General features: G+C 71.1%; 17 protein-coding genes. 6 read left to right on the forward strand and 11 right to left on the reverse strand.

The features are described 5' to 3' along the window. Positions 1–80: 80 nt before the first annotated feature. The 3 genes from GTY58_RS12575 to GTY58_RS12585 are packed head-to-tail and all read right to left on the reverse strand — an operon-like array spanning position 81 to position 1,955. Positions 81–845 carry a DUF3710 domain-containing protein gene (locus GTY58_RS12575; protein WP_010983836.1) on the reverse strand — a complete coding sequence of 255 codons (765 nt, stop codon included), beginning with the start codon at positions 843–845 and terminating at the stop codon, positions 81–83. A gap of 1 nt (position 846) precedes the next feature. Then, positions 847–1,374 carry a dUTP diphosphatase gene (dut, locus tag GTY58_RS12580; protein ID WP_010983837.1) on the reverse strand — a complete coding sequence of 176 codons (528 nt, stop codon included), beginning with the start codon at positions 1,372–1,374 and terminating at the stop codon, positions 847–849. After that, positions 1,371–1,955: a PaaI family thioesterase gene (locus GTY58_RS12585; protein WP_010983838.1), complete on the reverse strand. Its 585-nt coding sequence runs from the start codon at positions 1,953–1,955 to the stop codon at positions 1,371–1,373. The genes dut and GTY58_RS12585 overlap by 4 nt, the downstream gene beginning before the upstream one ends. A gap of 58 nt (positions 1,956–2,013) precedes the next feature. Here GTY58_RS12585 and GTY58_RS12590 point away from each other — a divergent pair, with 58 nt between their 5' ends. Continuing rightward, on the forward strand, positions 2,014–2,475 hold the full coding sequence (locus GTY58_RS12590) for a DUF3093 domain-containing protein (RefSeq protein ID WP_010983839.1): 462 nt from the start codon (positions 2,014–2,016) through the stop codon (positions 2,473–2,475). 126 nt (positions 2,476–2,601) lie between these two features. Here the strand turns inward: GTY58_RS12590 and GTY58_RS12595 are convergent, their stop codons facing one another. The 4 genes from GTY58_RS12595 to GTY58_RS12610 form a co-directional block, all read right to left on the reverse strand. Further along, positions 2,602–3,537, reverse strand: a complete 936-nt coding sequence (locus GTY58_RS12595; protein WP_010983840.1) for a hypothetical protein — start codon at positions 3,535–3,537, stop codon at positions 2,602–2,604. Between the two features lie 13 nt (positions 3,538–3,550). Next, entirely contained in the window at positions 3,551–3,847 is a 297-nt protein-coding gene (locus tag GTY58_RS12600; RefSeq protein ID WP_005481602.1) for a DUF4193 domain-containing protein, read from the reverse strand. A gap of 396 nt (positions 3,848–4,243) precedes the next feature. Continuing rightward, positions 4,244–5,491 (reverse strand): HAMP domain-containing sensor histidine kinase, encoded by a 1,248-nt coding sequence (locus tag GTY58_RS12605; protein ID WP_010983841.1) that lies wholly within the window; start codon positions 5,489–5,491, stop codon positions 4,244–4,246. Between the two features lie 6 nt (positions 5,492–5,497). Then, entirely contained in the window at positions 5,498–6,151 is a 654-nt protein-coding gene (locus GTY58_RS12610; protein ID WP_010983842.1) for a response regulator transcription factor, read from the reverse strand. A 450-nt stretch (positions 6,152–6,601) separates the two neighbouring features. Between GTY58_RS12610 and GTY58_RS39590 the strand changes: the two genes are divergently transcribed. Beyond that, positions 6,602–6,775: a hypothetical protein gene (locus tag GTY58_RS39590; protein ID WP_167544193.1), complete on the forward strand. Its 174-nt coding sequence runs from the start codon at positions 6,602–6,604 to the stop codon at positions 6,773–6,775. A gap of 71 nt (positions 6,776–6,846) precedes the next feature. Here GTY58_RS39590 and GTY58_RS12615 read toward each other — a convergent pair whose 3' ends face one another. Together GTY58_RS12615 and GTY58_RS12620 are read right to left on the reverse strand one after the other, a co-directional pair. Further along, on the reverse strand, positions 6,847–7,665 hold the full coding sequence (locus GTY58_RS12615) for an inositol monophosphatase family protein (protein ID WP_010983843.1): 819 nt from the start codon (positions 7,663–7,665) through the stop codon (positions 6,847–6,849). Positions 7,666–7,673: 8 nt separating this feature from the next. Beyond that, the gene (locus tag GTY58_RS12620) at positions 7,674–8,801 is read right to left on the reverse strand and encodes a ferrochelatase (protein ID WP_010983844.1); all 1,128 of its coding nucleotides are present in this window, start codon (positions 8,799–8,801) and stop codon (positions 7,674–7,676) included. Positions 8,802–8,962: 161 nt separating this feature from the next. Between GTY58_RS12620 and GTY58_RS12625 the strand changes: the two genes are divergently transcribed. After that, on the forward strand, positions 8,963–10,201 hold the full coding sequence (locus tag GTY58_RS12625; RefSeq protein ID WP_010983845.1) for an MFS transporter: 1,239 nt from the start codon (positions 8,963–8,965) through the stop codon (positions 10,199–10,201). Continuing rightward, positions 10,161–11,480 (forward strand): D-arabinono-1,4-lactone oxidase, encoded by a 1,320-nt coding sequence (locus GTY58_RS12630; protein WP_010983846.1) that lies wholly within the window; start codon positions 10,161–10,163, stop codon positions 11,478–11,480. Before GTY58_RS12625 ends, GTY58_RS12630 begins: the two co-directional genes overlap by 41 nt. On the opposite strand, the gene GTY58_RS12635 is transcribed toward GTY58_RS12630, so the two are convergent. Next, positions 11,404–12,195 carry a hypothetical protein gene (locus GTY58_RS12635; protein ID WP_010983847.1) on the reverse strand — a complete coding sequence of 264 codons (792 nt, stop codon included), beginning with the start codon at positions 12,193–12,195 and terminating at the stop codon, positions 11,404–11,406. The genes GTY58_RS12630 and GTY58_RS12635 overlap by 77 nt on opposite strands. 472 nt (positions 12,196–12,667) lie before the next feature. Here GTY58_RS12635 and sepH point away from each other — a divergent pair, with 472 nt between their 5' ends. Continuing rightward, entirely contained in the window at positions 12,668–13,714 is a 1,047-nt protein-coding gene (gene sepH, locus GTY58_RS12640) for a septation protein SepH (protein ID WP_010983848.1), read from the forward strand. An 82-nt stretch (positions 13,715–13,796) separates the two neighbouring features. Here sepH and GTY58_RS12645 read toward each other — a convergent pair whose 3' ends face one another. Further along, positions 13,797–14,648, reverse strand: coding sequence for a sulfurtransferase (locus GTY58_RS12645; protein WP_010983849.1), 852 nt, complete (start codon positions 14,646–14,648; stop codon positions 13,797–13,799). Between the two features lie 323 nt (positions 14,649–14,971). On the opposite strand from GTY58_RS12645, the gene GTY58_RS12650 reads away from it, so the two are divergent. Continuing rightward, complete coding sequence (locus GTY58_RS12650) at positions 14,972–15,775, forward strand: VOC family protein (protein ID WP_010983850.1); 804 nt, start codon at positions 14,972–14,974, stop codon at positions 15,773–15,775. Positions 15,776–15,781: the final 6 nt, after the last annotated feature.

Below are 15,781 nucleotides of genomic sequence, written 5' to 3' on the forward strand. Positions count from 1 at the left end.
AGAGGCCGCACATGAGAACACCGGGGTACGAGAAAGGGCCGCACCCCCTTGAGGGGTACGGCCCGAAACGGCTCTCCGAACTAGCGGACCTCGGTGATCTCCGGTCCACGCTGCAACTGCCCCATGCCGCCGGAGAAGCGCGAACCGCTCTGCTCCTCCTGCTGGACACCCTCGGGGACCATCTGCGCGTCGTTCGGCAGCTTCAGGACGATCGGGTCGCGGGGCGCCATCGGACCCTCACCGCGGACCACGACCGTGTCCCGGAAGATCTGCTCCAGGAGACCGGCGGCCTGCGGCTGCACGGCACCCTGACCGGAAATGACCCCGCGCAGGAACCAGCGGGGGCCGTCCACACCCACGAACCGGACGACCTGGAAGCCGCCCGTACCGTCCGGCAGCTGTACCGGCACCTGCGCGCGCAGCTCCCAGCCCAGCGGGCCCTCGACCTCGTCGATGACACCGCCCTGCTGGGTGATGCCGCTGGCGATCTCCTCGCGGACCTCGCCCCAGATGCCCTCGCGCTTGGGGGCGGCGAAAGCCTGGAGCTGGACCGCGCTGTCCCGCAGCACGACGGTCGCCGCGACGATCGCGTCGCCCGCGACCTCGACCCGCAGCTCCATGCCCTCGACCCCGGGCACGAACAGACCGCCCAGGTCCACCCGGCCCTCGGCCGGGTCACGGACCTCGGAGCTGTCCCAGGGCCCGTCGGGCCGCGGCTCGGGCTCGAGCCGCGGCCGCTCGCGCTCGCCCTCGTCGTCCGCCTCAGCGTCGACGCCGTCGACGACCTGCTCGGCCTCGCCCGCCGCGTCCTCGGCGGCACTGCCCTTCTTGCGACGTCCGAACACGTCACTGTCCTTTCCGGTCGGATACGACCGAAGCGTATCGATTCCCACCCTGTTGCCCGTTCGTATCGGCGCCCACGGCGGCATGACCGCCGGTGGACCCGAAGCCCCCCTCGGCCCGCGCCGAATCGGGAAGCTCCGCCACCTCCTGGAAGCGGACCCTCTCGACCTGCTGGACGACCAGTTGGGCAATCCGGTCGAAGCGCTCGAACCGCACGGACTCGCGCGGGTCGAGATTCACCACGATCACCTTGATCTCCCCACGGTACCCGGCATCAACCGTCCCCGGGGCATTCACGAGGGCGACACCGCAGCGGGCGGCGAGGCCGGATCGCGGGTGCACGAAGGCCGCGTACCCCTCGGGCAGCGCGACAGACACCCCGGTGGGCAGCACGGCCCGTTCGCCGGGCTTCAGTTCGCAGCTCTCGGTGGTCCGCAGATCCGCTCCCGCGTCGCCCGGGTGCTCGTACGCCGGAAGCGGTACGTCGGGGTCGACTCGTCGGAGCAGCACGTTCAGGGGGGCACGGGTCATGGGTTCACCTCGAAGGCACGGGCACGCCGGAGCTGGTCCGGGTCGTTCATGGCCGCCCGGATCTCCTCCTGGCGGCCGTTGTCGGTGAAGTGGTCGACCTTGACCTCGACGAAAAGGGCGTCGGCGCGGACGGCCACGGGCCCCTCGGGGCCGCCGATCCGTCCGGTGGCGGTCGAGTAGATCTTGCGCCCGGCCACCGCCGTCACCTCCGCCTCCAGGTACAGCACGGTGCCGACGGGCACGGGCCGTACGAAGTCGGTCTCGAGCCGGCCGGTCACGGCGATGGTGCGCAGCAGCCAGTTCAGCGAGCCGAGGGTCTCGTCGAGAGCGGTCGCGAGCACCCCGCCGTGGGCCAGACCGGGCGCACCCTGATGGGCGGGCTGCACGGTGAACTCGGCGGTGATCGAAACGCCCTGACCCGCCCGTGCCGCCAGGTGCAGCCCGTGGGACTGCTCCTCCCCGCACCCGAAGCAGTGTCCGTAGTGCGCGCCGAGGAGTTCGCCGGGGGCGGGCGCATCGGGGTGCCGCACCGGCGTCGTGGCGTCGGCGGGGGGCTTCAGAGCTGCGGAAGTACCACTCACAGGCGCAGACCTTACCCGCGCGTCGGCACCGGGCGGACACCGTGCCAAGCTTGGATCCATGCAGCTTTCCGCGCCGCCGTACGAAGAACGCCTCACCGCCCCCCGCACCTGGTGGCTCATGTGCTTCCTGGTCGGCGTCTCGATGGCCCTGATCCTGCTCCCCTTCGGCACACTCCCGCTGCTGGGCGGCCTGGTGGGCGGCACGGCGGTCGCGGCGGTCGTGGCCAGCTCGTACGGGTCGATCCGCATCCGCGTGGTCGGCGACTCCCTCATCGCGGGCGAGGCGAAGATCCCCGTGGCGGCCCTGGGTGAGGCGGAGATCATGGACCAGGAGGAGGCGCGCGCCTGGCGCACGTACAAGGCGAACCCGCGCGCCTTCATGCTGCTGCGCTCCTACATCCCCACGGCCCTGCGGGTAGAGGTCACGGATCCCCAGGACCCGACCCCGTACCTGTATCTGTCGACGCGCGAACCGGAACGCCTGGCGGCGGCGCTGAAGGCAGCCCGCACGGAGGCGTAGCCCGCGGTCCCACCGGAGACACCGCCGGCCTCTGCGCGGCGGCGCACATCGTCGCGCGCCCGTTCACGGGCGTCCGCAATCCGGCGGCGGTGCCTGCCGGACCGGGCCGGTCGCGGGTGCCGCCCGTCAGGGCCCCAGCTCCTTGGGGATCTCCCCCAGCCGCAGCGGATCGGCCGGCTTCTCCAGCGGTGGCAGCTCCGGCAGCGCGTCCCATGGCACCTGCATCTTCCGCAGGTCCTTGCGGATACGCCCCGCAAGCCGCTTGGTGTCCCGGCGGTTCATGACCGCCCCGACCGCGGCGCCCACCATGAACGGCATCAGGTTCGGCAGATCCCGCACCGTCCGCTTCATGACCTGCTGGCGCAGTTCGCGCCTCATCTGGCCCCCGAGGGCCACATTGATCGTCGACGGCTTCGTCACGTCGATCCCGCGCTCCCCCGACCAGGAGTGCAGATACGCGGTGCTGCGCTGCGTCAGCGTGCCCGGCGGCCGCAGCCCGTACACCTCGTGCAGCTCGGCGATCAGCTTCAGCTCGATCGCGGCGACGCCGGTGATCTCGGCGGCCAGCTCGGTCGGCATCGCCGGCGGCACCGGCAGCATGGCGGCGGCTCCGATCCCCGCGCCCACCGTGGACGTGGCGTTGGCCGCGCCCGTCACAAGTTTGTCCGCGAGCTCCTCGGGTCCCAGGCCCGGGAACTGCCTGCGCAGGGTCGCGAGGTCGCGTACGGGGATACGCGGGGCGTTCTCGATGATCCGGTCCACGACGTACGCCAGGCCCGCCCTGGCCCGGCTGCCGCCCTTGCGGACACCTTCCCGGACCCCGTCACGTACGACGGCCGCCCGGCGTCTGGCGACGGGCGGAGGAGGATCCGGATCCACGGGCGCCGGAAGCCCCGAAGGGGCCGCGGCGTCCACAGTGGCGGCCGACGGTTCGAGCGAGGCTGATCCAGGCTCGGAAGAGCCCCGCTCGTCGTCACGCGCGCCGTGAGAGCCGTCGTGCGGCTCTTCGTCCGCTCCCCGGCGGGGGAAGCGGCGCTTCCAGGGAGGGGTCGAGCCAGTCACGGCCGACCCGCCCTCAGTCGCAGTCGCGGCAGATCGGCTGACCGTTCTTCTCGCGGGCCAGCTGGCTGCGGTGGTGCACCAGGAAGCAGCTCATGCAGGTGAACTCGTCCTGCTGCTTGGGCAGCACCCGGACGGCCAACTCCTCGTTCGAGAGGTCCGCTCCGGGAAGCTCCAGGCCTTCGGCGGCCTCGAACTCGTCTACGTCGACCGCCGAAGTCGACTTGTCGTTCCGCCTGGCCTTGAGCTCCTCAAGACTGTCGGAATCGACGTCGTCGTCGGTCTTGCGTGGGGTGTCGTAATCCGTTGCCATTGTCGCTCTCCCCCTCTGGGTGTCTGCGTGTGTCTTCAGCGCACGTAACGCGTGAGAGGCCGGACTTGTGCCCGCCTCGAGGCGGAGATTTTGCCTCACATCAAGGTCTGTTACTCAATCGACACCCAAGCGGACCCCTCAAGAGTGATCGGCTTGGATGGCGATGGGGACCGTACACGGTCTTCATGCCGCTCTACAAAGGCGTCTCACCGTGTACTTCCCGTGATCTGGACCCCCGAAAACCCGGATTTTCCCGGCTTTCCGGCCGTCCGCATGATCACGGAGAGTAGATGGCCGGAAAGTCGCTCTTGTGATCGATCACACACGAGCCGCCTGAATCGACGGCCCGAAAATTCCGCGCAAAGCGAACATCGGCCGCGTGTCGGCGCCATGCTCTCAGATCGGCAGGGTGACGCGCATCACGAGCCCGCCTCCTTCACGGGGCTGGGCGGCGATGTGGCCCCCGTGGGCGCGGGCCACGGACCGGGCGATGGACAGACCGAGCCCCACCCCCTTGTCGCTGCCCGTGCGCTCCGTACGCAGCCGCCTGAAGGGCTCGAAGAGGTTGTCGATCTCGTACGCGGGAACCACGGGACCCGTGTTCGAGACCACCAGCACCGCGTGCCCGTGCTGGACCTCGGTGGTCACCTCGACCCAGCCGTCCTCGGGCACGTTGTACCGCACGGCGTTCTGCACCAGGTTCAGGGCGATCCGCTCCAGCAGGACGCCATTGCCCTGGACGACCGCGGAGGCCCGCTCGCCGCGGAACTCCACGCCCTTGGCGTCCGCCTCGGACCGCGCCTGGTCGATGGCCTGCGAGGCGACCTCGGCGAGGTCGACCGGCTTGCGCTCCACGATCTGGTTGTCACTGCGGGCGAGCAGCAGCAGCCCCTCGACGAGCTGCTCGCTGCGCTCGTTGGTGGCGAGCAGGGTCTTGCCGAGCTGCTGGAGCTCCATCGGGGCGCCCGGGTCGGACAGGTGCACTTCGAGGAGCGTGCGGTTGATCGCGAGCGGGGTACGCAGCTCGTGCGAGGCGTTGCCGACGAACCGCTGCTGGGCCGTGAAGGCCCGCTGGAGCCGCTCCAGCATGTCGTCGAAGGTGTCCGCCAGCTCCTTCAGCTCGTCGTCGGGACCGTCCAGCTCGATCCGCCGGGACAGGTCCGAGCCGGCCACCGCGCGGGCGGTGCGGGTGATCCGCCCGAGCGGCGACAGGACGCGGCCCGCCATCGCGTATCCGAAGGCGAAGGCGATCACGGCGAGGCCGAGCAGCGCGAGCAGTGAGCGGCTCAGCAGGTTGTCCAGGGCGACCTGGCGCTGGTGGTCGGTGCACGCGCTGATCGCGTCGTTGAACGCCGTCAGCGGAATGTTGTTCGTGCTGACGCCCGGGCAGTCGTCGCTGGCGACCTTGATGCCGTTGCCGTCGAGGATCTTGAACAGCGGTTCGCTGCCCGTCCGCAGCGCCTGCGCGGCCAGCAGATAGATGATCGACAGCAGCAGGATGCCGGCGATCAGGAACATGCCGCCGTACAGCAGGGTGAGCCGTATGCGGATGGTGGGCCGCAGCCAGGGGAACGGCGCCTCCTGCCGCCTGGGGTCCCAGGTCGGCTTCGGGGGTGCGGCGGGCGGTGCGGGTGTCGTCGCCACGGCCGCTCAGATCCGGTAGCCGGAGCCGGGCACGGTGACGATGACAGGCGGCTCGCCGAGCTTGCGGCGCAGCGTCATGACCGTCACCCGTACGACGTTGGTGAAGGGGTCCGTGTTCTCGTCCCAGGCCTTCTCCAGGAGCTGCTCGGCGGAGACCACGGCGCCCTCGCTGCGCAGCAGCACCTCCAGAACGGCGAACTCCTTCGGCGCGAGCTGCACCTCCTTGCCGTCGCGGAAGACCTCGCGGCGGTTGGGGTCGAGCTTGATGCCGGCGCGCTCCAGGACGGGCGGCAGCGGCACACTCGTCCGCCGGCCGAGAGCACGCACGCGTGCCGTCAGCTCGCTGAACGCGAACGGCTTGGGCAGATAGTCGTCGGCGCCGATCTCCAGACCCTCGACGCGGTCGCTGACGTCGCCGGACGCGGTGAGCATCAGCACGCGCGTGGGCATGCCGAGCTCGACGATCTTGCGGCAGACGTCGTCGCCGTGCACGAGCGGGAGGTCGCGGTCGAGGACGACCACGTCGTAGTCGTTGACGCCGATGCGCTCCAGGGCGGCCGCACCGTCGTACACGACGTCGACGGCCATGGCCTCCCGGCGCAGTCCGGTGGCCACCGCATCGGCGAGCAGCTGCTCGTCCTCGACGACGAGTACGCGCACGTCGCTGTCCTTCCTCTGTCCACCCGCGTAGCGCCTCCTGGGCGCACGCGGGCGGGGTCTGATGGGGGTCCCCCCGCTCGAGCGCAGCCGAGAGGGGGGAGGGTGAGGCCTCCATCCTGCCCGTTTCGGCCATAAACCGGCTGTAAGGCGGGTTGGCGGAGCAGGGACGACGGTCCGCGGGGCCGGGAATGCGAGATTTTCTCTTCGGGTTTGAGGTTTCCGCGGAAGAGAGTGGGGGGAGGACGGCTTTACATCCCGCGATCACGCTCTGCATGTGGCACGCCACCATGTGGTGGGCCACTGGCCGCTTTCCGCGGAGCGGGCGTGGGTGTCCGGCACCGTCGCCGCCCAGCACGGGCTGCGCTGGGCACCTACTGGAGACGTGATCGCCCCTTCCGAACGGCACACCCCCGTGCCACCGACCCACGACCCAGGACGAGGGGGCGCAGCATGGACGCATTCACCACAGGAATTCTGCAGCGCATAAGGGCTACCGAGTCCGACCTGACGCGGGCTCGCGAGACAGGCGACGACTTCCTCGCGGAGGTCGAGCAGGCAGAGCTCGACGACCTGCGCCGCCTCGCCGCCGAGCACGGTGTGGAGGTCGGCGCGACACGCGTCTGATCAGCTTGTGCAGGAGCGGGGCCCCGGCAGATCCAGGCCGGGGCCCCGCTTCGTGCCGCGGACGGCGGCACTCAGTCGTGCCAGGCCCCGAGGTCCTCCAGGCGGGTCTGGAGCGCCTCGAAGAGGCCGGGCGGGGCGGCGATCGTCAGGTCGGTCGAGAGGGGCTCTCCGGGGCGTCCACCGGTCAGCGCGCCCGCTTCCCGCGCGATGAGGTCGCCCGCCGCGTAGTCCCAGGGGTTCAGTCCGCGCTCGTAGTACGCGTCCAGGCGGCCGGCCGCCACGTCGCACAGGTCGATCGCGGCCGAGCCGCCGCGGCGGATGTCCCGGACCTCGGGGACGAGCTGCCGGACGACCTCGGCCTGCCGGGCCCGGCGCTCGGCGAGATAGCCGAAGCCCGTACCGACGAGGGCCAGTCCGAAGGCGGGCGCGGGCCGCACGCGCGCGGGGAGGTCGTTGACGAAAGCGCCCTGCCCCAGGACGGCGCTGTAGGTCTCGCCGCGCATCGGCGCGTGCACCACGCCGACGAGCGTCTCGCCGTCCTTGCGCGCGGCGATGGAGACGGCCCAGCTGGGCAGGCCGTACAGATAGTTGACGGTTCCGTCGATGGGGTCGATGACCCACTGGACACCGCTCGTCCCCTCGACGTCGGCGCCCTCCTCGCCGAGCACGCCGTCGTCGGGCCTGCGGTCGGCCAGCAGGCCGGTGATCAGCTTCTCGGAGGCGATGTCCATCTCGGTGACGACGTCGACGGCGCTGGACTTGGTCGCGGCCACCCCGAGGTCGTCGGGGCGGCCGTCGCGCAGGAAGGCTCCCGCGCGGGCCGCGGCGTCGAGCGCGATCTCCAGGAGTTCGGCCTTGAGGTGGTCCAGGTGCTCGGACTGGTCGGTCACGGTGCTCCTCACGCGTACGGGCTGTCGGCGCCCGCGGCGGCGGGCTTGGGGGCGCGGGCGGGGCAGCAGCCCACCGGACACAGCTGGTGGCTCGGGCCCAGCGCGCCTAGGGCGCACGGGGTCACCTTCTGTCCGCTCTCGACGGCGGCACGCTCCACGACCAGCTCGCGGACCGCGGCGGCGAACCGCGCGTCGGCGCCCACGGTGGCCGAACGGCGCACCGGCAGCCCCAGCTCCTCGGCCTTCGCCTTCGCCTCCGTGTCGAGGTCGTACAGGACCTCCATGTGGTCGGAGACGAATCCGATCGGCGCCATCACCACGGCCGGCACCCCGGCGCCGTGCAGCTCCTGGAGGTGGTCGCAGATGTCCGGCTCCAGCCAGGGGATGTGCGGGGCCCCGGAGCGGGACTGGTAGACCAGCTGCCAGGGATGGTCGATCCCGGTCTCCTCCCGCACGGCGTCCGCGATCAGCCGCGCGACGTCCAGGTGCTGCTTCACATACGCCCCGCCGTCCCCGTGCTCCTCGACGGGTCCGGAGGTGTCCGCGGCGGCGGTGGGGATGGAGTGCGTGGTGAAGGCGATGTGCGCGCCCGGGCGCACGTCCTCGGGCAGCTCGGCGAGGGACCTCAGCACGCCCTCGGTCATCGGTTCCACGAAGCCGGGGTGGTTGAAGTAGTGCCGCAGCTTGTCGACCCTCGGCACCTCCAGACCCTCGGCCTCCAGGGTGGCCAGGGCGCCCGCGAGGTTCTCGCGGTACTGCCGGCAGCCCGAGTACGAGGCGTACGCGCTGGTGGCCAGGACCAGGATGCGACGGCGGCCGTCGGCTGCCATCTCGCGCAGGGTGTCGGTCAGGTAGGGCGCCCAGTTGCGGTTGCCCCAGTACACGGGCAGGTTCAGACCGTGCTCGGCGAAATCCTTGCGGAGGGCGTCGAGGAGAGCGCGGTTCTGGTCGTTGATGGGGCTGATTCCGCCGAACAGGAAGTAGTGCTGCCCCACCTCCTTGAGCCGTTCCCTGGGGATGCCGCGTCCCCGCGTCACGTTCTCCAGGAACGGGACCACGTCGTCCGGGCCCTCCGGACCTCCGAACGAGAGGAGCAGCAGGGCGTCGTAAGGGCTGGCATCGAGTGCTTCGGGCATGTCTACGATCCTGCCACCCGCCGCCGACAACGATCTCGTCACCCGCCCGACGGGCCGTGGCCTCCGCCGGGACGTGCGGGTTCCTGGGTGCATTAGGGTTACCTAACTCGTAAGCTGTATCGACCAGCTTCGCGCCTTACCGGACTCACCGGAGACCCCTCGTGCCAAGCCCCTACCGCGCCCTGTTCGCCGCCCCAGGCTCCAAGGGCTTCTCCGCCGCGGGCTTCCTCGGCCGGATGCCGCTGTCCATGATGGGCATCGGCGTGGTGACGATGATCTCCCAGCTCACGGGGCGGTACGGGCTCGCCGGCGCGCTGTCGGCCACCATCGCGCTGTCCGCCGCGGCGCTCGGTCCGCAGATCTCCCGGCTGGTGGACCGGCACGGGCAGCGGCGTGTGCTGCGCCCGGCGACGCTCTTCGCGCTGACCGCGGCCGCCGCGCTGCTGCTGGCCGCGCACTACGACTGGCCGGACTGGGTGCTGTTCGTCTGCTCCGCCGGCATCGGCTGCGTACCGAGCCTCGGCGCGATGACCCGGGCCCGCTGGGCGAACCTGTACCGGGACACCCCGCAGCTGCACACGGCGTACGCGTTCGAGTCCGTCGTGGACGAGGTGTGCTTCATCTTCGGCCCGATCATCTCGATCGGCGTCTCCACGGTCTGGTTCCCCGAGGCGGGTCCCCTGCTCGCGGCCGTCTTCCTGGCCCTCGGTGTCTTCTGGCTGACCGCTCAGCGGGCCACCGAACCCGAGCCGCATCCGCACGAGCAGCACAGCGGCGGCTCGGCACTGCGCGCGGCCGGACTACAGGTCCTGGTGGCCACGTTCGTGGCGACCGGAGCGATCTTCGGGGCCGTCGACGTGGTCACCGTGGCCTTCGCCGAGGAGCAGGGCCACAAGGCGGCCGCGAGCGTCGTACTGGCGCTGTACGCGGCGGGTTCCTGCGTCGCGGGAGTCGTCTTCGGGCTGCTGCGCTTCACGGGGGCGGCCGAACGCCGGTGGCTGCTGGGCATATGCGCGATGGCCGTGAGTATGATCCCCCTCCTACTGGTCGGAAACTTGCCGTTCCTGGCCGTGGCGCTGTTCGTTGCGGGCCTGTCCATCGCACCCACGATGATCACGACGATGTCCCTCATCGAACAGCACGTACCACGCGCGAAACTGACCGAGGGAATGACCTGGGTGAGCACCGGGCTCGCGGTCGGCATCGCGCTCGGCTCCTCCGTTTCCGGCTGGGTGATCGACGCCGCCGGTGCGCGTGCCGGGTACGGGGTTCCGGCGGTGTCCGGGGCCGTCGCGGTCGCGGTCGGTTTCCTCGGGTATCGCCGGCTGAGCAGGCCGGCTCCGCAGCGGGGAGGGTCCCATGAGCACCACAGTGAGCGGGAAGAGCGGCACGTGGCGTAACTGGGCGGGGAACGTCACCGCCCGGCCGGTACGGGAGGTCACTCCCGCTTCCGTCGAGGAACTCTCCGCCGCCGTACGGAAGGCGGCCGACGAGGGCCTGCGGGTGAAGGCCGTCGGAACCGGACACTCCTTCACGGCCGCCGCCGCGACCGACGGTGTATTGATCCGCCCTCAACTGCTGACGGGGATCCGCGGCATCGACCGCGAGGCCGGCACGGTCACCGTGGAGGCCGGCACCCCGCTCAAGAGACTCAACGTGGCTCTCGCGCGCGAGGGTCTCTCGCTCACGAACATGGGCGACATCATGGAGCAGACGGTCTCCGGCGCGACCAGCACCGGAACTCATGGCACGGGCCGTGACTCGGCCTCGATCGCCGCCCAGATCAAGGGCCTTGAGCTGGTCACTGCCGACGGCTCGGTGCTGACCTGCTCCGAGAAGGAGAATCCGGAGGTCTTCGCGGCGGCCCGCATCGGGATCGGCGCCCTGGGAGTGGTCACCGCGATCACGTTCTCCGTAGAGCCCGTTTTTCTGCTCACGGCCCGCGAGGAGCCGATGAGTTTCGACAAGGTCACCGCCGACTTCGACGAACTCTTCGCCGAGAACGAGCACTTCGAGTTCTACTGGTTCCCGCACACCGGCAACTGCAACACCAAGCGCAACAACCGCAGCGCGGGACCGGAGAGGCCGGTCGGACAGCTCAGCGGCTGGATCGAGGACGAGTTCCTCTCCAACGGCGTCTTCCAGGTGGCCAATCTGCTCGGCCGAGCCGTGCCCGCGACCATACCCACCCTCGCCAGGGTCTCCAGCCGGGCCCTGTCCGCCCGCACGTACACCGACATCCCCTACAAGGTGTTCACCTCTCCGCGCCGGGTGCGCTTCGTGGAGATGGAGTACGCGGTTCCCCGCGAGGCCCTCGTGGAGACGCTGCGCGAACTGAAGTCGATGGTCGACCGCTCCCCCTTGCGGGTGAGTTTCCCCGTCGAGGTGCGCACGGCCCCGGCCGACGACATCACGCTCTCCACCGCGTCCGGCCGGGACAGCGCGTACATCGCCGTCCACATGTTCCGGGGCACGCCGTACCAGGCGTACTTCACCGCCGCAGAGCGGATCTTCACCGCGCACGAGGGGCGGCCGCACTGGGGCAAGGTGCACACGCGCGACGCGGAGTACTTCAGCGGGGTCTACCCGCGCTTCGGCGAGTTCACGGCGCTGCGGGACCGGCTTGACCCGGAACGGCGCTTCGGGAACGACTACTTGCGTCGGGTGCTGGGGTCGTAGCCGAGACGCTGGGCGTCGGGGTCGCACTGGGCAGGCTGCCGTCGGAGCCGGCGTCCGGGCTCTTCGTGGCACTGGGCGTCGGCGTCGGGTCCTGTGTCGTACCGCCCTCGCCGCTCTCCGAGGAGGCGTCGTCCGACGGCGCAGGGCGGACGCTGGACGGCGTCCGTGAGGGGGACGGCGAATTGTCCGTCGTCGGCGGCGTCTTGGTGCGGCCGGCCAGCGCGCCCCCGACCGTGGTGCTGACCCCGCCGCTGAAGCTGTCGCCGGAGACCAACTCGTAGGTGGTGATCCCGGCCATCGTGACGCCGAACACGAGGGTGGCGGCGACCACCGGTCGCTTCCAGCTCTTGACCCGCGCCCGGTAGACCGTGCCGTCCGTGAACTCACCCGAAGCCGCGGCCGCCACCGGCCGGACCGGCTCACCGGGCCGGCGGCCGGCCGACACGCGCGGCTTGGGCTGCACGGTGACCTCGCGCAGCTGCTCACCGGTGCGACTGAAGAAGTGCTGGAAGACCGTGCCGCCGCAGGTGGCGACGACGCTGATCAGGCCGGCGCCCAGGATGGTCCCGTAGACGCCGAAGCAGGAGGCGAGTTTGGCGGCCACCACCGCGGCCACGGCACTGCCCGCGACCTGAGGGACGCTCAGGTCCAGCCTCTTCCTCCCGGGCTCCTCCTCGCTATCCGGCCTCGCACCGACTTCCGGCTTCTCACGCATACCCGGAGCTTGCCTGCCTTTCCCGTACTTGATCGACCCACTGCACTAGAGGGGGACGTATGGGCGAAACCATTGGTTCCGCTTCTGCCGGATACGTGAACTACGCCACGTTTGAGGGGCACGAAAACGGCACACCGGGCAGTCAACTCCCACCCTCCACCAGAAGTTGAGCGGCGTGCCGATCCACGTAAGTGGCCCGAATGGAGTACTGTTGCGAGCCCTGGGTCCGGTCTCCCGCCAGGGTGTCCGGGGCCTTCCAGGACCGCCGGGAGGGGGCTAGTTGCACAGGGTGATGGAGTTCGTCACTTAGCGTTGCGAACAGGTAACCGTGCCATAACGGCGATCCAGGGCCCGTGCCCGACACGCCGGGCAACTCGGCAAGGTTGTGGCAGGCTGCACCCGGGCAGGCCACACTCGACTAGCGGAAGCAGCGACGCACGTGACGTCGGCAGGCACCACCCGGGAGGTCCCCATGCCCGAACTGCGTGTCGTGGCCGTCTCCAATGACGGCACACGGCTGGTGCTGAAGGCTGCGGACAGCACGGAGTACACGCTTCCGATTGACGAACGGCTCCGCGCCGCCGTGCGCGGCGACCGTCCCCGCCTCGGCCAGATCGAGATCGAGGTGGAGAGCCATCTCCGCCCCCGAGACATCCAGGCGCGGATACGTGCCGGCGCGTCCGCCGAAGAGGTGGCCCAGCTCGCCGGCATCCCGGTCGATCGCGTACGCCGCTTCGAGGGGCCCGTGCTGGCCGAGCGCGCCTTCATGGCCGAGCGGGCCCGCAAGACCCCCGTCCGCCGGCCCGGCGAGAACGCCGGTCCCCAGCTCGGTGAGGCCGTCCAGGAGCGACTGCTGCTGCGCGGCGCCGACAAGGACACCGTCCAGTGGGACTCCTGGCGCCGCGACGACGGCACCTGGGAAGTGCTGCTGGTCTACCTGGTCGCGGGTGAGCCGCACTCGGCGAGCTGGACGTACGACCCGCCGCGGCGGCTCGTCCAGGCCGTCGACGACGAGGCGCGCTCGCTGATCGGCGAGTCCGACGACCTCGCGGCGCCCGAGCCCAGCTTCCCGTTCGTGCCGCGGATCGCACGCCTGCCGCGCGACCGCCCGCTGGACCGCGCCCTGGACCGCCAGACGGAACGTCCCGCCCTGCCGTCGCAGGCACCCGAGCCCGCGGAGGAGAGCACGGCTGAGCGCGACTCGCTCACCAGCCTCCTGGAGGCGGTTCCCAGCTTCCGCGGGGACATGGTGGTGCCCGAGCGGCCCGCGGAAATTCCCGCAGGACAGGACGAGCCCGCCCCCGAGCCGGAGGCGGAGGAGCCCCCGGCGGCATCGGCTTCGGCCGGTTCCGCGTACGCGGACGTGCTCATGCCCCGCTCGGTCGGCAGCCACCGCGACCGACTGGTCGGCGCGACCGACCGCCAGGCCGAGGCGGACGGCGTCCGTCCGGGCCGCAGAGCGGCCGTGCCGAGCTGGGACGAGATCGTGTTCGGGACACGACGCAAGAAGCAGGAATAGCCGGCCGAGCCGGAGCGACCGGTCGAGTCATCGACAGTACGAGGACGGGGTCCGCGCCGAGTCGGCGCGGACCCCGTCCTCATCACTGGGGGTCGGGACCCGCGGCGACGGGACGGCTGCCGGCCGCCGACCACTCCGACCAGGACCCCACGTAGAGCGCGGCCGGGATTCCGGCGACCGCCAGCGCGAGCACCTCGTGCGCGGCGGAGACCCCCGAGCCGCAGTACACGCCGACCTCGGCCGCGTCGTTCACGCCGAGCGACTTGAAGCGGTCGGCCAGTTCGGCAGCGGGCCGGAACCGGCCGTTCTCGGCCACGTTCTCCGTGGTCGGGGCCGACACCGCGCCCGGGATGTGGCCGCCGACCGGGTCGATCGGCTCCACGTCACCGCGGTAGCGCTCGGCGGCCCGCGCGTCGAGCAGCAGACCGGTACGGGCGAGCGCCGCGGCGCCGTCGGCGTCGAGAAGCGGCAGGGCGCCGGGCGCGGGCTCGAAGTCCCCGGCGACCAACTCCTCGGTCTCCGTGGTCACCGGTCCGCTCCACGCCGCGAGGCCGCCGTCAAGCACTCGCACCGCCGGGTGACCCGTCCAGCGCAACATCCACCACGCGCGCGCGGCGGCCCAGCCCTGCCCACCGTCGTACACGACCACCGGCCGCCGCGCCGAGACACCGGCGGCCCGCATGGCCTCGCCGAAGTGCGCGAGATCCGGCAGCGGATGCCGTCCGGCAGGGCCCGCGGGGCCGGCCAGATCGGCGTCCAGATCCACGAAGACGGCGCCGGGAACGTGCCCGGACGCATACGCGGCCCGGCCGTCGAACGGGGCGGCACCACCCGCCTTGGCTGTGCTCAGCTGCCAGCGGACGTCCAGGAGGGTCGGCGGGTTCGGCCCCGCCAGCTCGCTCGCCAGTTCGGATGCGGAGATGATGACGTTCATGGCCCCCATCCTTGCGCACGGGGTGGCCACCCGGCCCAGGTCCGGCTACTCTGCTCCGCCGGACAGGTCTGATCACAAGGCGTATGGGATCGGGCACGTGCCGTACAGGCGAGCGACATCGCGCGATCATCACCCGGAAACACACAGGACACCGCACATCGGGCATCCTCCGCGAAAGAACTCATGTCCGGCGGTGCCGCCGGAGGGCGCGATGCGACCGGTGGTGCGAGCATCGGCACCGGGCGTGCACGCGCGATATCGCGGTACCCGTGTACCCAGGCGGAAGTGAACGGCCACCGCGAGGGGCCGAGAAGAGAGTGACGATGACCGAGGCACGGGGGCCGGCCGGCCGCAACGGCACCACAGACGCCGGGTACACGCCGGGCACACCCTGCTGGGTGAGTCTGATGGTGCACGGGATGGCCGCGACCCAGGAGTTCTACGGCGCGCTGTTCGGCTGGGAGTTCCAGCCGGGCCCGCAGCAGCTGGGGCCGTATGTGCGGGCGCTGCTGGACGGCCACGAGGTGGCCGGGATCGGCCAGCTGCCGCCCGACCGGCACCTGCCCGTCGCCTGGACGCCGTACCTCGCCTCGGAGGACGTGGACGCGACGGCCGAGACCGTGCGGCACCGCGGCGGCACGGTGGGCGTCGGCCCCCTGGACGCCGCCGAGGCCGGCCGGATGGCCATCGCGTCGGACCCGATGGGCGCGGTGTTCGGCATCTGGCAGGAGTCCGCACACCTGGGCCCGAGGCTGACCGGGGTGCCCGGCACCCCCACCTGGAACGAGCTGCTGACCTACGACTCCACGAGTGTCGCCAAGTTCTACGAGGCGGTCTTCGGATACGAGGAGGAGCCGGTGGTCTCCGCCGACTTCGACTACATCACCCTCAAGGTCGAGGGCCGCCCGGTCGCGGGCATCCACGGCGTCGGCAACGCCGTCCCCCGCGACCGGGGGCCGCACTGGATCACGTACTTCCAGGTCGCGGACGTGGACGAGACGGCCGCTCAGGTGACGGACCTGGGCGGTCACGTCCTGCGTCCCCCGGCGGAATCGGCCCACGGCCGCGCCGCGACGGTGGTGGACCCGGAGGGGGCGATGTTCTCGGTGGTCACCACGAGCGGCTGAGGAGGC

The organism is Streptomyces sp. SID5469 (assembly GCF_009862865.1).
GTDB classification, from domain to species: domain Bacteria; phylum Actinomycetota; class Actinomycetes; order Streptomycetales; family Streptomycetaceae; genus Streptomyces; species Streptomyces avermitilis.

Bases quoted from the DNA above. Each gene is read 5' to 3' on its own strand.
- GTY58_RS39590 (WP_167544193.1), top strand. From the start codon at position 6,602: ATGGACGCATTCACCACAGGAATTCTGCAGCGCATAAGGGCTACCGAG.
- GTY58_RS12600 (WP_005481602.1), bottom strand. From the start codon at position 3,847: ATGGCAACGGATTACGACACCCCACGCAAGACCGACGACGACGTCGAT.
- GTY58_RS12645 (WP_010983849.1), bottom strand. From the start codon at position 14,648: ATGAACGTCATCATCTCCGCATCCGAACTGGCGAGCGAGCTGGCGGGG.
- dut (WP_010983837.1), bottom strand. From the start codon at position 1,374: ATGACCCGTGCCCCCCTGAACGTGCTGCTCCGACGAGTCGACCCCGAC.
- sepH (WP_010983848.1), top strand. From the start codon at position 12,668: ATGCCCGAACTGCGTGTCGTGGCCGTCTCCAATGACGGCACACGGCTG.
- GTY58_RS12635 (WP_010983847.1), bottom strand. From the start codon at position 12,195: ATGCGTGAGAAGCCGGAAGTCGGTGCGAGGCCGGATAGCGAGGAGGAG.
- GTY58_RS12650 (WP_010983850.1), top strand. From the start codon at position 14,972: ATGACCGAGGCACGGGGGCCGGCCGGCCGCAACGGCACCACAGACGCC.
- GTY58_RS12630 (WP_010983846.1), top strand. From the start codon at position 10,161: ATGAGCACCACAGTGAGCGGGAAGAGCGGCACGTGGCGTAACTGGGCG.
- GTY58_RS12620 (WP_010983844.1), bottom strand. From the start codon at position 8,801: ATGCCCGAAGCACTCGATGCCAGCCCTTACGACGCCCTGCTGCTCCTC.
- GTY58_RS12590 (WP_010983839.1), top strand. From the start codon at position 2,014: ATGCAGCTTTCCGCGCCGCCGTACGAAGAACGCCTCACCGCCCCCCGC.